17 protein-coding genes and 1 tRNA gene are annotated in these 21351 nt (G+C 42.0%); 7 read left to right on the forward strand and 11 right to left on the reverse strand.

Annotation, left to right across the window (positions count from 1 at the left end; genetic code table 11):
- Window positions 1-54 precede the first annotated feature (54 nt).
- The 4 genes from folP to MIS45_RS06190 all read right to left on the reverse strand — a co-directional run bounded on the left by folP (window position 55) and on the right by MIS45_RS06190 (window position 2254).
- Window positions 55-900, reverse strand: coding sequence for a dihydropteroate synthase (folP, locus tag MIS45_RS06175; RefSeq protein ID WP_249449892.1), 846 nt, complete (start codon window positions 898-900; stop codon window positions 55-57).
- Window positions 901-920: 20 nt separating this feature from the next.
- The gene (locus tag MIS45_RS06180; protein WP_249449893.1) at window positions 921-1355 is read right to left on the reverse strand and encodes an META domain-containing protein; all 435 of its coding nucleotides are present in this window, start codon (window positions 1353-1355) and stop codon (window positions 921-923) included.
- A gap of 35 nt (window positions 1356-1390) precedes the next feature.
- Window positions 1391-1759 carry a hemerythrin domain-containing protein gene (locus MIS45_RS06185; protein ID WP_249441703.1) on the reverse strand — a complete coding sequence of 123 codons (369 nt, stop codon included), beginning with the start codon at window positions 1757-1759 and terminating at the stop codon, window positions 1391-1393.
- A gap of 419 nt (window positions 1760-2178) precedes the next feature.
- Window positions 2179-2254: transfer RNA gene (locus MIS45_RS06190), tRNA-Arg, on the reverse strand.
- A 217-nt stretch (window positions 2255-2471) separates the two neighbouring features.
- On the opposite strand from MIS45_RS06190, the gene MIS45_RS06195 reads away from it, so the two are divergent.
- Window positions 2472-3266, forward strand: a complete 795-nt coding sequence (locus MIS45_RS06195) for a c-type cytochrome (protein WP_249441702.1) — start codon at window positions 2472-2474, stop codon at window positions 3264-3266.
- 431 nt (window positions 3267-3697) lie between these two features.
- On the opposite strand, the gene MIS45_RS06200 is transcribed toward MIS45_RS06195, so the two are convergent.
- The 7 genes from MIS45_RS06200 to MIS45_RS06230 all read right to left on the reverse strand — a co-directional run bounded on the left by MIS45_RS06200 (window position 3698) and on the right by MIS45_RS06230 (window position 13853).
- Window positions 3698-6523, reverse strand: a complete 2826-nt coding sequence (locus MIS45_RS06200; protein WP_249449894.1) for a lactoferrin/transferrin family TonB-dependent receptor — start codon at window positions 6521-6523, stop codon at window positions 3698-3700.
- 241 nt (window positions 6524-6764) lie between these two features.
- Window positions 6765-8615 carry a transferrin-binding protein-like solute binding protein gene (locus MIS45_RS06205; RefSeq protein WP_249449895.1) on the reverse strand — a complete coding sequence of 617 codons (1851 nt, stop codon included), beginning with the start codon at window positions 8613-8615 and terminating at the stop codon, window positions 6765-6767.
- A 601-nt stretch (window positions 8616-9216) separates the two neighbouring features.
- Window positions 9217-10665 (reverse strand): surface lipoprotein assembly modifier, encoded by a 1449-nt coding sequence (locus MIS45_RS06210; protein WP_249449897.1) that lies wholly within the window; start codon window positions 10663-10665, stop codon window positions 9217-9219.
- 67 nt (window positions 10666-10732) lie between these two features.
- On the reverse strand, window positions 10733-12064 hold the full coding sequence (locus tag MIS45_RS06215; RefSeq protein ID WP_249449898.1) for a GTPase/DUF3482 domain-containing protein: 1332 nt from the start codon (window positions 12062-12064) through the stop codon (window positions 10733-10735).
- Between the two features lies 1 nt (window position 12065).
- Window positions 12066-12557: a DUF456 domain-containing protein gene (locus tag MIS45_RS06220; protein WP_249449899.1), complete on the reverse strand. Its 492-nt coding sequence runs from the start codon at window positions 12555-12557 to the stop codon at window positions 12066-12068.
- 82 nt (window positions 12558-12639) lie between these two features.
- Entirely contained in the window at window positions 12640-13476 is an 837-nt protein-coding gene (locus MIS45_RS06225) for a PHP domain-containing protein (protein WP_249449901.1), read from the reverse strand.
- A 95-nt stretch (window positions 13477-13571) separates the two neighbouring features.
- The gene (locus MIS45_RS06230) at window positions 13572-13853 is read right to left on the reverse strand and encodes a helix-turn-helix domain-containing protein (RefSeq protein WP_249441695.1); all 282 of its coding nucleotides are present in this window, start codon (window positions 13851-13853) and stop codon (window positions 13572-13574) included.
- Between the two features lie 178 nt (window positions 13854-14031).
- Between MIS45_RS06230 and MIS45_RS06235 the strand changes: the two genes are divergently transcribed.
- The 6 genes from MIS45_RS06235 (at window position 14032) to MIS45_RS06260 (ending at window position 21327) form a co-directional block, all read left to right on the forward strand.
- A complete protein-coding gene (locus tag MIS45_RS06235; RefSeq protein WP_249441694.1) occupies window positions 14032-15228 on the forward strand; it encodes an acetate kinase in 1197 nt (398 codons plus the stop codon).
- A 156-nt stretch (window positions 15229-15384) separates the two neighbouring features.
- Window positions 15385-16827, forward strand: coding sequence for a C69 family dipeptidase (locus MIS45_RS06240; protein WP_249441693.1), 1443 nt, complete (start codon window positions 15385-15387; stop codon window positions 16825-16827).
- A 306-nt stretch (window positions 16828-17133) separates the two neighbouring features.
- Window positions 17134-18762 (forward strand): NAD(P)/FAD-dependent oxidoreductase, encoded by a 1629-nt coding sequence (locus MIS45_RS06245; RefSeq protein ID WP_249449902.1) that lies wholly within the window; start codon window positions 17134-17136, stop codon window positions 18760-18762.
- A gap of 627 nt (window positions 18763-19389) precedes the next feature.
- Window positions 19390-19836 (forward strand): RrF2 family transcriptional regulator, encoded by a 447-nt coding sequence (locus tag MIS45_RS06250; RefSeq protein WP_249449903.1) that lies wholly within the window; start codon window positions 19390-19392, stop codon window positions 19834-19836.
- Between the two features lie 124 nt (window positions 19837-19960).
- The gene (gene hemC, locus MIS45_RS06255) at window positions 19961-20899 is read left to right on the forward strand and encodes a hydroxymethylbilane synthase (protein WP_249447900.1); all 939 of its coding nucleotides are present in this window, start codon (window positions 19961-19963) and stop codon (window positions 20897-20899) included.
- Between the two features lie 71 nt (window positions 20900-20970).
- Window positions 20971-21327, forward strand: a complete 357-nt coding sequence (locus MIS45_RS06260; protein WP_249449904.1) for a hypothetical protein — start codon at window positions 20971-20973, stop codon at window positions 21325-21327.
- Window positions 21328-21351: the final 24 nt, after the last annotated feature.

Below are 21351 nucleotides of genomic sequence, written 5' to 3' on the forward strand. Positions count from 1 at the left end.
ATAAAATGTCAATGCAGCCTGAAAATAAATTGTAGCAGTTTTCAGGCTGCCTTTTCAGTTTTTTGCAGACAAATGTTGCCAAACTTTCACCGCATCTACTGTTTCACGCACATCATGTACGCGAACGATTTTTGCACCGTGTTGTATGGCAAACAAAGCCGCTGCTACGCTGCCAGCGACACGTTCGGCAGGAATTTCACGCTCTATCATCTCGCCAATCATGCGTTTGCGTGATACGCCAACTAATAAGGGTAATGCGTAGGATGTAGATAATTGCGGTAAATGTTGCATCAATGCAATATTATGCGCCAGCGTTTTACCAAAACCAAATCCCACATCCAGAGTGATACGATTGAGCGCAATACCTGCTTGTTCACATAGGCGTACACGCTCACTCAAATAACGTGCTACTTCGTCCACAACATCTTGATAAACAGGATTATTTTGCATATTTTCAGGCAGCCCTTGCATATGCATTAAACATACACCTGCGGATGATTGCGCCACAAGTTCCATTGCGCCTTCATCTTCCAAAGCCTGCACATCGTTGATGATGTCGACATATCCTTGCTCCAACGCCAAACGCATTATCGCAGCACGGCGCGTATCCAAACTAATCGGTACGTTCCATTGTGCTAATTCAGCTAACACGGGTTGCACGCGTTGCCATTCGATTTCGGGCGAAACATAATCCGCATTGGGGCGCGTGGATTCGCCGCCAATATCTAAAATATCTGCGCCATCGTGCAACAGTTTTTCAGCATGTGCCAGCGTGTTTTTCAGGCTGCCAGAATACACGCCACCATCAGAAAAAGAATCGGGCGTAATATTGACAATGCCCATCACTTTTGGGCGAGACAAATCAATCGTAAATCGTGTGGTTTGCCAACGTGCAGACATAAAAACTCCTGTATTACAAATTAAGGTGTAAACTGCATTTCAACGCCCATTTCATGGCGCAAAATCAAGCGATTATTTTGCAGCGAATATGTCCACGCACCTTGATGCGATGTTTGACTAAACGCTTGTTCCAATTTCATTTCTTCGTCGCAAGCCATGAGTGTGCTTGCTATATTATCAAATTGAATTTGTGTGGAATCAATGATTTTTGCTTGGAATATCAGTTGATTACAGCCCATATTGGCGTGCGCATCGGGCATTTTGCTCAAATCCATATAAGCCTGCGCTTGTTGGATTTGTTGTGTTGAAAATCCTGTAAACGCAGCCAGTTGCCATTTTCCAGCTAAAGGCAAAGATGGTGCATTTTGTTGATTGACAATCGTATTCTGCTGATTGGGTATAGACGTGGTACACGCGCAGAGTAACGCTGCACATAAAAGTGGTAAAAATTTCATGATAAAAATTCTCCTACTAATGTTTTCAGGCTACACTATTCTACTGGCAACACTTTTTCTTGCAAAGCAGGGAACAATTCACGTTCTTCAAAACGCGCATGGTCGCGTAATAATGTGGCAAAAGTCGTATTCCATTGTGCGCTATCAAATTGGGCAGCCTGAAACAAACGGCGTAATTGCGCATGCTCCTGTTCAAAACGTGTTTGCAAATCTGTCCGATTGAGTATTGTCCACAAAGGTGCAAATTGCGTTTCTTCGACACGAAAGTGTGTTTCCAAATCCACAAAATGCGCCGTAATTTCTTCACGATAATTGTTTTCAGGCTGCCTTAAAATACGCAAACACAATGCCAATGTATGATGATGCTCTTGCGAAAGTTTGATTAAAGTGGAATGTCGTTTCATTTGATAAACCTTTTTACAAGATTATGATGTCAGTCGCGAAATAGCAAATTACAACTTTTGCAAATATAGTCTTTTAAAATCAAAATAATACAGCATTATTAATTTCAAGCCAATAACAATATCTATAAAAATAAGAAGTCTAACAAATGGAAGATGACGTATAGCCGTTTCAAATTACATATAGAGAGTGAGAACCTGTATTCAATTTAAACCAGTATATACGCACATATTCAAACTGCTCTCGCTAGATTTTAATCAGAAGCAAAGTGTTTTTCTTTGATTATCATGAAATTGAGAGATGGCTTAAAAGAGATGGCTTAAAAGCAGAGAAGGTTTGATTCAAATACGAAAAAAGCAACTTAAAAATCAAAGTTGCTTTATTGGGTTATGATGTGAGTTATTAATCTAAATAAATCGTATGGCGCACCCGACTGGGTTCGAACCGGCGACCTTCAGCTTCGGAAACTGACGCTCTTCCAACTGAGCTACGGGTACGGCGCACTCATTAAAGAGTGAAAGCATACCCGAAATTTTATTTTTTGGCAAAATTTTCCACAAACACTGCAAATTAAACAAAGCAAAATCATATTATTTTATATTTAGGATTGGAAACCCCGATTGAATTCAGTATAATCACGCAAATTCATGTTAATGTAAATTAACAATACAAACCACTTTCTTCTCACAACCCTAAAATGGCGAGAATAATTCCATGAATTCATCTAAAAATAAAGTACGCGGTTCAGCAATGGTTACTTTGTTGGGCGGCATTATTATCCTAGTATCAGTTATTGTTTTATTAGCAAAATTGGCAAATAGTGGCTACCATAGTGAAGTGGCACAAACAACAGAAAGTGCAACAGAAACTCGTATTATGCCAAGTGGTCGCTTACAGTTGGGCGATGGTGCAGAACCAGGACAGCGCACAGGTCAGCAAGTATTTGATAAAATTTGTGCGCAATGCCATGCAGCAGATAGTGTTACACCAGACTCTCCCAAAATTACGCATAACGACCAATGGACTGCTCGAATTGCGCAAGGTTTTGATGTTTTAGTGCGTCATGCGATTGACGGCTTTAATACCATGCCTGCTCGTGGCGGTTCTCCTGATTTGACAGATGACGAGGTAGCGCGTGCGGTGGCGTATATGGCCAATCAATCAGGTGCTAATTTTACTGAACCTGCTGTGGGTGCAAAAGCCACAGCGAATGCTGAAACAGCTTCGGCAGCCGCTACTTCTTCCGTTGCAGATGCTGGTGATCGTGGTAAAGAAGTATATGATACAACTTGTTATGTATGTCATGCAGCAACTTCGGTTATCCCTAATACGCCACGCATTACCAAAAATGATGAATGGGCACCACGTATTCAAAAAGGTAAAGCTACTTTGTTAGAAAATGCAATGAAAGGTTTCAATGCAATGCCTGCCAAAGGTGGTAATCCAAACTTGACAGAAGCGGATATGAAAGCAGCCATTGATTATATGGTAAAACAGTCTGGTGGTTAATCGTTAAGCAATATATAATAATATACAAACACGGTATTTATTGGAAATACCGTGTTTTTTGTTTTCATGCTGCCTAAATAAGTTGTGTAAAAGTTTCAGGCTGCTTTTTTAGCTTAAGACAACCTAAAACTAGGCTATTCATTTTCATGTATAGTCGTTCTTTCTTATGCTGATTTGTATATATGGTGAATTCAATTTAAACCAGTACAGCGTTGCCAGCTCCCTTATGTACTATATGTACACGGCGGTCGCTGTCGCCTTGTCCTGATTTAAATTGAATCCACCATAGTATATTCTGTTCTCTTGTCTTCCTTATTTCCATTTTAAACAACTAATAGATGTGAATCCATCATTGGAAGATATATGAAATCATGTTTCTTTGCCAGAAAATCAGATTCACATCTGCACGAAAATAATAATGGAATGTGGTTTTAAAATTTCATTTCCAAACTAACAGTAAAGTTTCTACCAGGCGCAGCATAGCGAGCAGAACGGATACTTTGGTCTTGATTCACAGCATTGGCGGAAGATTGACGTACATTTTCCCATGTGCTGTATTTGCGATTAGTTAGGTTATAGATACCACTACGCAGGGTAAATTTCTGTCTTAAGTTGTAATAAGCGGTCAAATCGTAAATATACCATGCACGAGTACGCTTACCTGCGATTTGGACAATATTACCGCCACCGTAGATTTTGCTGCCTGTCAATTCGTCATTGCGTTTAGCTTTGGAGTAAGTGCCGCTTAAATTAAACCCCCATTTCCCTTCTGGTTGGTCATAACCTATGCCTGCAACAAAACGACCAGGTTGAACAGCTTCCATAGTGGGTTCGGAAACATTGATGTAACCTTCATGTAGCTTGCGTTCTTTTATTTTGACACGATTGTAGGCAAAATTGGAATATAGCCCTTCAGGCAGCCTATTGCTAATACCTGCCCAGTCTATTTTGCCCAAAATATTGATGCCATTTAGTTTCACGTCTTGAGTGTTATAAAAATCAGCAACATAACCCAATTGCGGGAAACGCTTGTCGGCACGAGCAAGCAGGTTTTTGTAGTCATTTTGGAATACACTTGTTTCTATGACACCAAAGTCGCCTTTGATTGCCAAGCCAATTTCTTGATTGAATGCTTTTTCGGCTTTCAATGGTTTGCGATTTAGGAAGTCAGCTTGGGTGTATGGATTGTTTTTCTCGGATGCCCCTGTACGTATGCCGTATAGTTCATAAAAAGCAGGAACGCGGAAACCATTAGAAACACGGTATGACAGTGTTAGATATTCGCTAGGTTTAAGACTTAATCCTGCATTCCATGACCAATTGCGGTATGAGCCACTTTTAATCCATGGGTCACTGGAGCGGAAACTGTGGCTATCATGACGCACACCCAATCCCAAATCGGCATATTTACCAAATGCAATATGGTCTCGTAGAGAAATGTAATGCTGTTTACCTGTGATAACACGTGGTGTGCAGTCACGATTATCGCTTGCATTGTTATTGCAGCCATTAATTTGTACTAATGCAGGTAGTATGTTTTCACGCTCGTAAATATGAGGGTCATCATAAGTACCGCGTCCACTTTTATGGATATAGGCAGGCATCTTGGTGTATTCAGAATAAATATCGCCGTGTTTCATGGTAGAACGGTGGTTACCGAAACCTGCAGCTATACTCAATTTATGGGCAATAAACCCTAATCTGAATGCTTTTTCCCAATTGAATTGAGCCAAATTGAGGATTTCCTGATAATCATTTTTCTCAGTACTGTAATTTGACCACGGTTTGTCCAAGCTAGCACGGCAGCGTTCAGCTTTCGGATAATCGGTACAATTAGTACGATGGATGCGACTGGCCAGTTTCAAGTCTTGACGGTCAAAACTGGCGGTGAATTTATCTACCCATGTGTTTTTTTCAGGATTTTGATAACGATAGAACAGCCCGATGCGATTTTTGTTGTGATGTTCATCAAAAAATTTGCCACGTGTATAACGCACACCACGATATTGATTACCTGCGTCAAATACCAAGCCATCCAAAGGATTATTAGTAGCAGTCATGCCACCATTGCCATGACCATTTTTATCCAACGTTTGGCAGCTTGATGAGGTGGGACAAATATCTTCGCGAGTATAATAAGCACGTTGGGTCATATCACGGATGTCATACTGCTGCTTGGTGTATTCCAAAACACCACCAACATAATGGTTAGGCAAGAAACGGTAGCCGCCTTTCCAAAAGAAAGAACGACTTTTGTAATCCATGGGATTAGGGCTGATACGGTCAGGACCTGTGTAATCTTTGGCGTTGGCAGTACGAACAGGATAGGGCATTTTATCAGCTTGAGCTTGTTCTTCGGGACTTAATCCTAAACGCGGTTGTTGATTGATGTGATTAACGCTTGCTTTGGCTCGGCGACAGCTCAAACTCAAAGTAGGACATTCATCAGCAATGATGTAATACGTTTGCGATCTAGTACCTGATGGCAAACCAGGTCTAACATCGTATTCATTAAAATAGCCTTCTAATGGACGATAAGTGTGCTGCACATCTTCGGCAGCGGAATGAATACTGGTTTCCTTACCTGTTCGATGAGTTAAAATTGCCAAGCTATCAAAACTACCTATTCTGAATGCGCCTGCTACGGATTGAGTAAGTTGGCTGTTTTTGCTGCTGTATGCGGTTTTACTATCCAAACCCCAGTTTTGTCCCTGCTTGATTACGTCGTTGGCTTCTTTGGTACGAAAACCCACTGCACCGCCCAAAGCACCGCTGCCATATTCAGCTGAGCTAGAACCCTTGCTCAATTCAATAGATTTAATGTTTTCGTATTCAATTTCATTAATCGCACCGCCATTCGCATCGGATTTGAGCGTCGCATAAGATTGTGCCTGCCCTAAACCGTCCACTAACATAGCAACGCGGTTTTTGTCTACACCGCGCATTGCATAGCCTGAAGTAGCACCACGTCCCTGTTCTACCACAGAAATTCCAGGGTCGTAGCGAGTTAAATCACGGATGTTTAAAATCAGTTCTTTATCAATGTCTTCACTACTTTTAACCACTTTACCTAATCCTGTTACTTCATTTTGACGTTTGCTGATGCGACGTTTAGCGTGTACATGGATGGTTTCTAACTCTTGTGTGATTTCTTCATCTGTTGACGTTTTATTGGTGGCTGAAGCATAGTTAGAGGATAAAATAGTACTAACAGCTAGCACAATCAGTTTGAATTGAAATAAAGATTTTGTAGACATTGTTTTTCTTCCATATAATTAAATTGATTGAAAATAATATTTCAGGCTGCTTAATTTATTTTTCTGACGCCTTTGAACCTGTGTCCATAATCTTAATAGCTTACTTTGTATTTCTATTTCATGCGTCTACTATCGTTCGTCTTGCATTCACTATAAAATTAAGCTATCAATATTGTGAAGATAGGTTGTTCAAATAATGATGCTGCCTGAAAAGAGATTTCAGGCAGCATCATGAGTAAGCTTATTTCACCACTTGGCGTTTACCACCAAATACGCCACCAACTTTGTCCTTACCATCTTCGGCAGAATGCAGCGTACCACCAATTTCTGCACCGGTAGGACCAAAGAATGCGCCTTTGACTTCAGCATCCAAATGCACGAACACACCACTTCCACCTTTATCGATGTTAAAACCACTCACATCAGTTTTGGCACGTCCTGTGAAACCATTTTTATCTATACTGCCTGATAATGTGAACGCAGGTTTGTCTTCGCTACCATTGGTATCAATCAGCTTACCAGTGAAAGTTTTTGAGCCGAAATCAAAGTCAAAACGACTACGGCTAGCATGGGCTGCATCACCTGCTTCAACACTGCCTACACGGTTATTTTGGCTCCAAAAGTTAGCTTGCCATGTGCCACGATAATGCGCTTGACCTGTGGGCATAGCTGCAAGTGGTGTACGTTCGCCTTGCAAAAAGAAAGCCCCATTGACGATTTGAGTGATACCACCTGTAGTTTGTTTTTCGCCATAACTACCAAATTTCACATAGTCCAAATTGTTACAACATACAGTTACGCTATACTGCTTGCCCTGATGTTCTCGTTCCACTGTTTCAATGAATTTCATGTCGGCAAATTTAGTTTTGCCTTCAGGCAACAAAGGAAACTGTCTGCCGTCTAACACCAAATAGGCTGCATTACCGAAAGTATCTAGTGTGTTTTTTTTCAGGCTGCCTGAATCAATTTTCTCTGCATCAAATAAAGTTTGCAGCTGATCAGCAGGTAGATTATTGTCACGCTTACCGCCAAATACAGCAAATAGGGAATTGTTGTCGGTCAAAAATTTACCTGCCAACTCTTCAGCATTCGGACCGAAAAATCCACCTTCCAAATTTTCTGAATCTTTGCCAAAGATACTGTGTGATTTATTTTCTGCTGTTGCTGAGCCTTTGAAACGATTACCTTTAATGTCAGCGGTAATGTTGTATCGTTTGTTCACAGTTTGAGCATCGTCTGCATTTGCAATATAACCATTGCTGTTCAGGCTGCCTGAAAGTTTTTTGTTAGCAAAATCAGCTGTGAATTCGGCACTGTGACCAATACCCTTACCTGTATGACGGCGATTGACCGCTTCATCCATTGAAGTAGCACCAATGGCATTGCCTGGAAGAGCATTGGCAGGATTGTTATCCTGCGTAAAATCATCAGCCAAGATATTACGATTTTTATCAGCATCACTGACAAAATCCCAATAACCTTTGTATGTTACAGTTTGCGTGGGCAGGGAAACCGCAGGGCTGCTGCCTTGATAAAACACATAACCAGCCCATCCACCAGGGAAAATATCTTGCGTGAGACTCGAACCTGAACCTTGGCGATTGGTAAACTCCATACGACGGTTGCCTAGCACATAACCTAAACGCACATACGTCAAATCACGTTTATGTGCCAAATTTGCATTGTTGTGTGAATAATCTATGTCATAGGAATCATCGTGTTTATTATGCTTTTCCAATTCGGCAGTAAAATATTGCGAAACTTGGTTCAATGCCACATTGATAGGCTTAACTTTATCGGCAGTAATAGCCACTTGGGCGTTATCTTCTACTGTACCTGTAGTTGGTTTAGGTGCTGTATTGCGGCGCGGTACTTCCACAGCATACCCCAAAGACGGTTGATTGATTTCCTTGATTTGCTCCGCCGTATCACGACGTGGATTGGAAGTATCATCCTGATAAGTCGGCTTTACCATACCAACTGTGGCATTATGATTAACATCGTCTAAATCAAAACTCCCTTTACCTGAAGCGCAGGCAGAAAATAAAACCGCACTAAATACGGAAATTCCTAATAATTTCAAAGATGACATCGCCTCTATCCTTTGTTTATGATAAATAATTACCAAATTATGAAAATAATAACAATTATTATTATGTATTATTTTGTTAAAAAATTCAAATCATTTTTATTAAATAGCTAATGTATGAAAATAAGAACCTGTGTTCGTAAGATTGATGGCTTGATTTTATTGTCAATTCATGCGAATACAAGGCGGCTTCCCACGCCAATATTGAACATATTGGCGTGGGAAGCCAACGCAGTAGTCGTATGAAGTAGCGATAAAAGCAAGCTATTAAGATTATGAACACAGGTTCTAAATAATTCAATGCAGCACAGGGATAAATTGGGATGTTATATAGTGAAGTAAAATAAGAAAGATGCAAGGCGACCACGCCCCCGTGTACAAATAGTACATAAGGGCGTGGACAACGAAGCAGATTTCTTATTTTAATTTACTATAATTAATTGATTTTTTTGATATGTTAAAAGCCTCTTGAAAATTAACATTAGTTAATCAAGAGGCTTTCTTTGTGATGTTAAATTTTTGACTGCATTATGTTCAAATGCCGTTCACAATCAAGACAAAATTTATCCTTATACCAACGGCAGCCTGAAACACAAACAATCTACTAAAATTGCTTATTGACTTCCACAAACAGTCGCTGTTTATTGTAGTTAAACAAAGGAATATTGCTGTTAGTACGTGCATACGACCAAGTCAACCGCGGTGTTAAACCTTGCCAGTGTACAGCACGGTGCCATACGCTTGCCTGTATGCCCAATTCTCGGTTGTATTGTATTGTGTTAAATAAGCCTGTTGCACGATAATTTTTCCAACCATAAGATGCACTTAAACGCGTGGAAAAAAGTTGCCACTCTTGAAGCCAACCCACACGAAAACTTTTACGAATAAAGGAATCATCGCCATCATGTGCATTATTACGATTAAAACTTATGCCTGCAAACCATGCTTGGCTGGGATTGTGCTGATAGGCTGCCGTCAGTGAAATAAAATGAGCATTACCATTTAAATGCTTGCGTGTACGATAACGATTTTGTACAGTTTCAGCATATAGGTTAGCTTGCCATCTAGAATTAAATGTACGCGATGCTTCTAGTGCGATGCCACGACCGTTGGAAAAACGCTGTAAGTTTTCATCATTTTTACTACCACCTGCATACCACATTTGCTCAAAAAATGGTAATACAGCAATGCTTGCGTTAGCGTTTTGATGACCTATGCCGAACGATACACGTGCATTGGCTTCATTGAAACGTTTGTTGTTCCAATAAAATTTGCTGCTACCATCCAGGCGCCATTCGTTAAACAAGCCATTTTGCCAAAACCATTTTTTATCTATGTCCATGCTGACTGACAAACCTTGTCCAGATTCAGCTTCTTCACCACGCCAACCATTACCCAAATCAGTCTTTTTCGGAGCATTATTGATGTTTTTGTCATTCACAAAAGTTGCACCACCATTCAATTGCCAATGACTTTGCTGTTTGATGTGTGCCAGTACTTGTTCAATTTCACTTGCCAATTCGCTAGGTAACTGGCTTTCACTTTGTATTTTACGAAATTGTGCTTCTGCGGCTTCCCATTCTTTATTAGATAATAATGCAGCAGCAGTTTGCAAACGTAACACCAACCAATCAGATTTCTGTGCCAAAACTTGACGATATAAACGCACGGCTTTTGTATGCTCACCTCGCCAACGCGCAATAAGAGCTTGTGCCCAAATATTGATAACCGAGTCTTGCAAATGTTCAGGCAGCTTTTGATAGTGTGGCAACAGCAAGAAAGTATTTTCACCGTTGCCTTGCAATAAAGCGGCCATCAGTGCACGCACAAGTAAATCAGGGTGTTGCTGTAATTCATTTTCACTTAAAAAAACAGATTGCTTTGATTCAATAGTAGGTGCAACAGTTTGTTCAAATTGAACAGGTAACGTGTTTTGAATCTGTTGATGTACTTGTTCATCAGTAATGCGGCGATCATCTAGACTTTTGTGATTTTGTGCAGCAGCAGGTAACACAATGAAAAAAATCAGGAATTGGAAGATTTTGGGTTTCATAAACAAACATTCTGTTAATAATTCTCATTATATTATAAACCCTATTCATGATAAATTGCACATGGTTTTATACCTGAAAACTCTGCGCCAATATTTCTGCCATTTTATTTTTTTCAGGCTGCCCTACCACATAATTTTCATTTAATGCTGACCATTTTGGATAACTGCGTGCTTTTTTCAGCGGTTCGGGCAATTTATCTGACCAAGGTGCGCTGACTTCACTCAATGTAATCGTGCTGTTTGCAGCGTGTCCGCGTGTTTTCAAAATATTCAGTAATAATATATTTCGTGCGGCTAACACCGCCAATGTGCCACTATCAATATGCAAGATTTCTATGCCATTGAGTTTGTCGGACAAGGTTTGCCAATTATTCGCAAAGCCGCCAATAATGCCGCCCAAAGTCGCGCCTAAACCGAGTGATGTCCCCAATGTCAAAGCGTCCAAACCCAAACCAATCAATGCGCCTGTTGCAATGCCTGTTCCTGTGCGAATGCCGTATTCTTTGAGTAAATCGGCATCAAATGGGTCGCGGCTGAACGTGTGCAACTGGGTTGCGTTGTCGCCCGAAAATTCGTCTTGATAAAAACGATACAATGCCAATAAATCACGCTGCAAACCTTGTTCATGTTGGCGCACGGCGGCTTGCATCGTGGCTTGTACATTGGCAATTTGCTCTTTTTCGCTACATGCTTGAATGTAGGCGGCAATGTCCAGCAAAAAATGGGCAATGTGTAAACGCGCTTGTTTATCCAGATTCTGCCAATCTTGACGGCGCACTTCTATCAGCGTTTTCAGGCTGCCTTTTTGTGGATTTTCGGGCAACATGGTGGCTAAATTGTTCCACAAACGCATTTCGCCTTCAAAATCAAAAGCAACGGTATCAAAACTACTGAAAACATGTAAATTTCGGCGCGATAACATGGTTTGCCAGTCGCTTAAATCGCGGTTTTGGGTGAAATTGAATACTGGCATCACGGGCTTCGCGCACCACGACAATACAGTCAATTCATCTTTGTATTTGGGCAACACAGGTTCACGCGCATCTACCACATACAAAGCCGTATCGCTGTTGATGAGCTGACGCAATACTTTGGCTTCTTGTGAAAATTCGTTTTGCGCCACATCACTCGCTAAAAATTGCTGAATGCGCTCAATGCCATCTTTTTGGCTGGACGTATGTTCTTCCAACCAATCCAAGACACCACCTGCATCTTCCAACCCTGGGGTATCGTATAAACAAATATATTCGCCAATCATCGCTTGTTCCACATGACGTGTGGTGGCGGCGGCATTTTTGACTTCGCCAAAAGTACTGTCGCGCAACAAGGTTCGCATTAAGGAAGTTTTGCCCGTATTGGTATGCCCAACTACGGCGAGAGAAAGGGTGTTTTGTGTCATATCAACTTATCCAATAAGCAATGTAATGCGCCAGCAACACCAGCACAATGACCAATGCTGCTCCGATTTTGGCTACCATGCCAATCATAAAACCAATCAATGTTCCAATGCCAACTTTACCTGCTAACCAAACATTGCGTTTATCAGCAAATTCACCTACTGCTGCGCCGATTAATGGCCCAAGAATTAAGCCCGCAGGTGTGAAAAAAATGCCTGCGATGCCGCCAATCAATGCACCCCACAAGGCTTCTTTGCTAGCACCTGTGTATTTTGCGCCTAATAATCCTGCAACAAAATCCATTGCCATACCAAACAAGGTTACTGCCAATAAAATCAACAAGCTAAATGAACCGACAATTTGGTAATCTTGGCTATATGCGATAAGCCATGCGCCTGCAAACATAAGTGGCAACCCTGGTAAAGCAGGAAAAACCGTGCCTAATGCACCCAGTATTAGCAAAAATAATGCAAGAAAAATCAATAATATTGTCATTTTTTGTTTAATGGTTTTTCAGGCTGCCTTTTACTGAACAATTAGATTTAAAAGGCAGCCTGAAACATGATTTATCATAAATTTATGATGAACGAAAATAATCCCACACAGGTTTACAAATCGGTGGCAATTCAGGACACGCACCCAACACGCCGCCACTATAATCGCCAAGACGATGAAAATCACTGCCTGCGCTTGCCAATAATCCGTGTCGTTCCGCTGCCAAAGCATAATTCAAACGGTCGTTGAGTTGGCATGAGCCGCTGTGAACTTCCATTGCGTGTCCGCCTAATGCAACAAATTCATCAAACAAATTGCGCCGTGCGGTGGCGGACAAATCGTAACGCATCGGGTGGGCAATAATCGCTAGACCTCGCGCACCGATAATTGCACGCACGGCATCGCCCAAATCTGCCCATTCGTGTTTAACCGCCGCACATTTGCCATCGCCTAAATATTTGCTAAACGCATTTTGTTTATTGCGTGCATGACCGTTTTGAATAAGCCAATCAGCAAAATGCGTGCGCGAAATCATTTCAGGATTGGTCGCCAACGCCATCGCGCCATCAAATGCGCCGAAAATCCCTTTTTTGGCAAGTTTATCACCGATGCGTTGTGCGCGTTCAATGCGTCCGTGTCGCACATTTGCCAGCAGATTTTGCAAATTTGCATCGTGTTCGTCAAAATCCAAGCCGACAATGTGAATGCTGCGTCCGCGCCATGTGGTAGAAATTTCTACGCCGTTGATAAAACGAATATTGTGGCGCATCGCTTCGGTACGCGCGTCAGCCAATCCGCCTGTGTGGTCATGGTCGGTTAATGCTAGCATCGTGCAGCCATTTTGCGCGGCAAGTTGTACCACTTCGGTAGGCAATAATGCGCCATCAGATATGGTGGAATGGCAATGTAAATCTATCATTTTGTGTGTATTTTCTGTATTTTTTGTGTTTCAGGCTGCATGATTTAAATAGGCTGCCTGAAACATGATTTATTTGTGGTTATTTTCAGGCTGCCCTATCCCAATTTCAATAATGCCAAACGCGCATCGGGCGGCAACAATAATTGATACGGCGCAACACCCAAGGCAAGTGCCATTTTCTCAATATTAGACAAAGCCACATTCCAACGTTTGCGCTCAATCGCCGAAACATAGGTTCTGTCCAAGCCACATTGTCGCGCCAATTCTTCTTGCGACCAACCTTTGTTCACGCGAAACAAGCGGATATTGTATGCCAGCACATCGCGCAAATCATCGGCATTGGGCAAAGCAGTCGGTGCTTGTAATTTTGCAGACATGATTGTTTCCCTTATTTTGTCGTATTTGCTTCTACGGTATTTGTTTTCAGGCTGCATTCTATCAAAAGGCTGCCTGAAAATACATTCAGACTATCAAAAAAATCTATTTTTCGCTACAATAGCGCGTTTTTTCGGACAAACTTGTCCACTCCGTTCATCAAATAAGGAAACGAACACTATGTCTCAAAAATTGATTTTGGTATTGAACTGCGGCTCATCTTCATTAAAAGGCGCGGTTTTGAACAACGATAACGGCGATGTTTTATTAAGCTGCTTGGGCGAAAAATTAGGCTTACCCGATGCCTACATCACTTTCAAAGTAAACGGCGAAAAACAAAAAGTAGAATTAAAAGAACAACCTAATCACACAGGTGCAGTAGGTGCATTATTAGATGAATTGAAAAAATTGGGCTTGGACAGTCAGATTGCTGCGATTGGTCATCGTGTTGTTAGCGGTGGCGAAAAATACAGCGAATCTATGTTGGTAACCGATGAAGTGATTCAAGCGATTGAAGCGTGCATTCCATTAGCACCTTTGCACAATCCTGCCAACTTGTTGGGTATCCGCGCAGCACAAGATATTTTCAAAGGTTTGCCAAACGTGGTGGTATTTGATACCGCGTTCCATCAATCTATGCCTGCACATGCTTACACTTACGCGATTCCACGCAAATATTATCGCGAATTAGGTTTGCGCCGCTACGGTATGCACGGTACCAGCTATCGCTATGTAGCGGACGAAGCTGCACGTTTCTTGGGTAAAGACAAAAATAACCTGAAATTGGTCATTGCACATTTGGGTAATGGCGCGTCTATCGCAGCGGTTCGCAATGGTAAATCTATGGACACTTCTATGGGCTTGACACCTTTGGAAGGCTTGGTAATGGGTACACGTTCAGGCGATATTGACCCTAGCGTATTCTCTTTCTTGGCAAACAATGCGGGCTTGAATATTCAACAAATTACCGATATTTTGAACAAAGAAAGTGGCTTATTGGGCGTTTCTGAATTGTCTAATGACTGTCGCACCATTGAAGAAGAAGCATTGAAAGGTCATGAGGGTGCGGTATTGGCATTGGAAATGTTCTCTTATCGTTTGGCAAAATATGTTGCAGCGATGGGCGTTGCGGCAGGTGGTATTGATGCCGTTGTCTTCACTGGCGGCATTGGCGAAAATTCAGACATTATCCGCGCCAAAGTATTGAACTATTGCGAATTTTTGGGCTTGAAAGTGGACGAAGAACGCAATATTGCAGCTCGTTTTGGCAAAGATGGCGTGATTACTACAGATGATAGCCGCGTGATTAGTGTTGTGATTCCAACCAATGAAGAGTTGATGATTGCAAATGATACTGCTCGTTTGACTGGTTTGTAATCTTTTAAAATACAGTCATATAGGCAGCCTGAAAATATTTTCAGGCTGCCTTTTTATTTGAGTTAAATCAAATGAATTTAATTTATTGTGCAAAACATATTTTTTTAAGAATAAAATGACCATGTTTTTCATCATAGCACAATAAGAGGTGTTAAAATGAAGTTTAAAAGCAGTAAAATAGCATTTTTGATTAGCACTCTGTGTGCAATAAGCTCTGCTTTTGCATGTACAGGTGTGTATGTTGGTAAACAATTAACCGCAGATGGTTCTACCATTTTTGGGCGTACAGAAGATTTGGAAACACATCACAATAAAACATTTGTAGTGTTTCCTGCCAAACACAATCCAGTAGGTGCCGTACTGAAGGATGAATCTACAGGTTTCACATTTACCTTACCAAGTCAGAGCTATCAATACACAGCGATTCCTGATGTTACGCCGATTGATGGTGTATATCACGAAGCGGGCATAAATCAATTTGGCGTAATAGTTGATACTACTGTTAGCGCGTATGCGAATGATTCAATCCTGAAAGTTGATCCATTGGTAAAAACTGGAATTACGGAAAGTATTATGGCAACAGTGGTTTTACCTCATGTGAAAACAGCGCGTGAAGGCATAGAATTGTTGGCGCGTGTGATTGATGAGAAAGGCGCTGGGGAAGCGAATTCTTTGATTATCGCTGACCAACAAGAAACATGGTATATGGAGATTGTATCAGGACACCAATATGCAGCGGTTAAATTGCCTGATGATAAATTTGTTGTATTCCCAAACAGTTTATTCATGGGTGCGATTGATGTGAATGATACAGCCAATGTAATTGCTTCGCCTAAATTGATAGAAACAGCACGCTCTGCTGGCACTTTGGTACAAGAAGATGGCAAAATTCGTGTAGCCGATTCATATGCTGCACCAATGAAAGACAGCGTGAAATCACGTTATTGGGCGGGTGTGAATTTACTGAATCCTCAATCTAATATCACGATGGACAGTGAACATTTGCCATTTTTACATCACACGACACAAAAAATTCGTGTGGAAGATGTTATGGCGCTACAACGCAATCGCTTTGAAGGAACCAATATTCTTCCAGATGATTTGGCTAATAAGAAGGATGCGGTAATTAAAACAACTCATTTATATCCAATCGGTAATAAAAATACGATGGAAGCACATATTTTCCAAGTGAAAAAAGATTTACCGAAAAATTCGCCAGCCATAATGTGGTTAGCCATAGGTAGTCCTTTGGTATCACCCTATTTACCATTTTACGGCGCAATTGAAACGACTGCTGAACCATATCAAGTGGCAAGTACCTCATATGATGCTAATTCATATTACTGGGCAACAAGCCGTTTGTTAGATAGCTTTTTAGCCAATGAAAGCAGCCTGAAAATACCATTTCAAAAAGAAATTGAGAAAATGGAACGTCCTTATTTAGTGCAAGTTGATGCTGAAAGTAAACAATTTGCTGAAAAATTCAAACACAATCCAAATGAAGCTGTTCAATGGATTACAGCACGAACACATGATCGCTCTTTAAAAACGTTTGAGCAACTCAAAGCATTAGAAAAACAATATGCGCCACAAAAATAAACATATATGATAAAGCAGCCTGAGACTCCTTTCAGGCTGCTTTTATAGTCGTTTGAAATGAACACATACAACATTACCAACTCCCTTATGCGCTAGGTGCGCATGGCAATCGCTTGTCTGTGTCAATTTGAAACGACTATATTAAATTTTTATCCGATTTGGTTTTCGCAAAGGTTTCAGACTAACGCAAATTTCTGTGAATACAAGTCGGACTTTAAGGCAAGCTATGAAGTTTATTCATTCAAGGAGTAAAATACAGTCGGTTTAAACGACTATGAATCATTTTTTATACAGCAACCCGAAACTATGAATCGCCGACAATTTCTCTCCTATTCTGCCACCCTTACCGCCACCGCCGCCGCATCATGGTTTGGCTATCAACATCTCAACCGCCCACCCACCATCACGCTGCATAAAATCGGCTTGCCCCTCGCCCATTTATTGCGCGACAAACAAATCCCCACCACCGCCACACAAGCACACCATTGCGAAACCTTGATACTCGGCAGCGGTGCAGCCGCCCTATCCTCCGCATGGCATTTTTCGCGCAACGGCTATCATAACTACATGATTGCAGAAGGATTTGAACGCAATGGCAACAATGCAGGATTCACATCAGGCAGCCTGAAAGCTCCCACAGGCGCACATTATCTCGCCCAACCATCAGCCGAAAGCGCACACGTCCGCCAAATGCTCGCCGATTTAGGCATTTTGCAAGGCTATGATAAACAAGGCAATCCCATCTACCGCGAACAAGATTTGGTGTTTGCCCCCGATGAACGCGTGTTTGCCCATGGCAAATGGCACGATGGTTTGCTGCCCGAACACGATGCTGATACCAAACGATTTTTCCAATTTATTCAAACCATTAACCATTTACGCGGTTCAGACGGCAAAAAAATTTTCGCCATTCCGATTATCCACTCATCGCAAGATGTCCAATGGCGCAAATTGGACACGCTGACCTTTGCCGCATGGCTCAAACAACAACACTATCAATCCCCTACCCTATTGTGGTATTTGGATTATTGTTGCCGCGACGATTATGGACAAGGGATTGAGCAAGTGTCCGCTTTCGCAGGTTTGCATTATTTTGCAGGACGCGGCAACGACCATGCAGCCGTTTTGACATGGGAAGACGGCTTAAACCATATTTCCGAACAATTACGCCAATTCATTCAATTAAAACCACAAAAAACGCTACCTAATACGCAAAATTTGGTTTTCAGGCAGCCTGAAAGTTTTCCCTATGTCGCCGTGCAAATAGACGAAAACAGCGACAATGTGCGCGTTTTATTGCGCCACACCGAAACAGGCGACACTCGCTTGATTCACGCGCAAAATGTGATTTGCGCCATGCCCTTGATGATTGCCAAATACATTTTCAGTCAGCCTGAAAACTATGGTTTACACACTTTCAGGCTGCCTGATTATGCTCCATGGCTGGTCAGCAATTTTGTGTTGCATTCCTTTCCCACCGAGCCAGCACATACCGAATTGGCGTGGGACAATGTCGTGTATGGCTCGCGTGGCTTGGGTTATGTGGTTGCCACGCATCAGCAAATTCGCGTTGCCAAACCCAGCCAAACCGCTTTTACCGCCTATACCGCCTTGAATCACGATACGCCGCAAGCCATTCGCGCTTGGTTGCTCAACGCCCAGCCGCGTGATGTGCTGCCCTTTGCAGCACAAGATTTACTCGCCGTGTATGGCAAACGCTTTTGGCAACACGTTTCGCATGTGGAAATCAGCGCACGAGCGCACGCCATGAGCGTGCCGAGCGTGGGTTATTTGTCCGCACCGTTATTGCAAAAAATCCAAACACATCAATCGCGTATTTTATTTGCCCACAGTGATATGAGCAGTTATTCGGTCTTTGAAGAAGCCGCGTTTTGGGGTGTGGAAGCGGCGAAAAAAATATTGGCTAAACAATAGTCGGTTAACCTAAAAATAATACCGCGTTGCCTATTTATACACAGCGGTTACTGCCGTCTTATCTTAATTTCCATTTTAACGGACGATAATTTTTAGACCGAAACTTTTTCAAAGCCCTAAATTGTAGCAACTGTATTTTTAACCCCGTCGGGTCGGATTCTTGAATCCGACACTTTTCCTACTAAACAATTATTTTATATATATAGTGGATTCAATTTAAATCCGGGCAAGGCGACAGCGACTCCCGTGTACACATAGTACATAAGGAAGCTGATAACGCTGTACTAGTTTATTGAATCCACTATATTTTTATTTTAAATGACTACAATGACGCAATAATGTCATACGCCACTAGGACTGAAGCATAAGTTTAATCTATAATGCAACTTTTAGAAGTTATAGTCATTTTAAATTTCTTGCAATTATTGCTGTGATCAGTGCACGCATCAACGGGCGAGATTGTATTTACAGTCATTTGAAATAAAAATAATACAGCGTTGCCACTCCCCTTGTACTAGGTGTACACAGTAGTCGCTGTCGCCTTGTCGGTGTTAATTTAAAACGACTATAAAATCAACACTGCTACAACGCTCATCATCATAAATCGATATCATCAAGGGAAACATTATGTATCTCACTCAACAAACCGATTACGCACTACGCGTTTTGATTTACACCGCTGTTAATCATGATGATTTAGTCAATATTGCAACCATTGCCGAAACCTATGATATTTCCAAAAGCCATTTAATGAAAGTGGTTACCGCATTGGTTAAAGGCGGATTTTTGCATAGCGTGCGTGGTAAAGGCGGCGGTTTGCGTTTGTCGCGTCCGCCCGAAGAAATTCGCATTGGGGCAGTGGTGCGTACGATGGAACCTTTGCAAATAGTAGAATGTTTTAGTCAAAATAATCAATGTATTATTTCACACAATTGTCGTCTTGCTGAAATATTACACGGTGGCGTGAAAGCATTTTTGGCGCATCTTGATGGTTTTACGCTGGCAGATTTGCTGAACAAATCCATGCACGAAGTTTTGTACATCAGCCAAATTCCGATTATTGCAGAATCCTAAATTTGATAGGCAGCCTGAAACCGTGATAGACTTTCAGGCTGCCTAAATTGATTTTATTTTTCAGGCTGCATCATCAGGCAGCCTGAAAAATATCTTTAAATAATAAACCAATCATTTATTGACTATGAACGCACCCAAAAAACTCGTTATTGCCAGCCGCGAAAGTTTACTCGCCATGTGGCAAGCCCAACACATTCAAGCACAATTACAAACTTTGTACCCAGAATGCGAAGTCAGCATTTTGGGCATGACCACCAAAGGCGACCAAATTTTGGATAAAACGCTGTCCAAAATTGGTGGAAAAGGCTTATTTGTCAAAGAATTAGAAAACGCTTTGTTGGACGGACGCGCCGATTTAGCCGTACATTCCATCAAAGATGTACCGATGACTTTGCCCGAAGGTTTTGCTTTGGTTGCCATCGGCGAACGCGCCAATCCATTTGATGCGTTTGTATCCAATCAATACGAGCGTTTGGAAGATTTGCCCAAAGGCGCGATTGTCGGCACATCCAGCCTGCGCCGTGAAGCGCAAATTCGCGCCCGTTTTCCGCATTTAACGGTTAAACCCTTGCGCGGTAATTTGCAAACACGTTTGGGCAAATTGGACAATGGCGAATACGATGCGATTATTCTGGCTGCCGCAGGTTTACAACGTTTGGGCTTGGATGCGCGGATTCGTGGTATTTTGTCGCCAGCCGACAGTTTGCCCGCCGCAGGACAAGGCGCGTTGGGCATTGAAATTGCTGCACATCGCACGGATTTGGTGGAAGCCTTGTTGCCCTTAAATCACCCCAAAACTGCGGCGTGTATTACTGCTGAACGTGCTTTGGCGCGTGCTTTGGGTGGCAGTTGCCAAGTACCGCTTGCTGCATATTGTACTGCCGATGAACAAGGTTTGCTAACATTGGACGGTTTGGTGGCACACCCTGATGGTTCGGTGATGCTGACGGCGCAAGCGCAAGCACCTGCGGAATATGCCGATGCCTTGGGACGTGCAGTCGCTAAAAAATTGGCTGATGATGGCGCAACAGAAATTATTACAGCGGTGTTGAATGCGGCGTAGTTTTTTCAGGCTGCATTTTGTTTATTGAGATAAAAGGCAGCCTGAAACCGTATTTTTAAGGAAAAATAACGATGAAAATTTTATCGCTTGCTGTTATTGGTGCGACTATATTGTTGAGTGCGTGCCAACCATCTGCCGAACACAATTCAAACACGTCCGTTCAGGCTGCCTCTGCTGCATCTTTATCCAGCAAAATGCAAGCGGGTTATTTAAAAGGTTTCCGCGAAAGTTTTGTTAAAGAAGGCGTTGCATCGTGTATGCAAACGGCAAATGTTGGCGAAAAATCACGCCAACCATGCGAATGTTCCATCAACAAACTCAATGCCAGTTTGACCGATGCCGAAGCGATAGATATGGGCAAAGGCCATCTTCCAAAAGATTGGCAGCAACGCATTGAAACCGCGTTTAACGAATGCACGAAAAAATAATTTTCAGGCTGCTTTTTGATTATT

The sequence above is a fragment of the Wielerella bovis genome (assembly GCF_022354465.1).
GTDB lineage: Bacteria > Pseudomonadota > Gammaproteobacteria > Burkholderiales > Neisseriaceae > Wielerella > Wielerella bovis.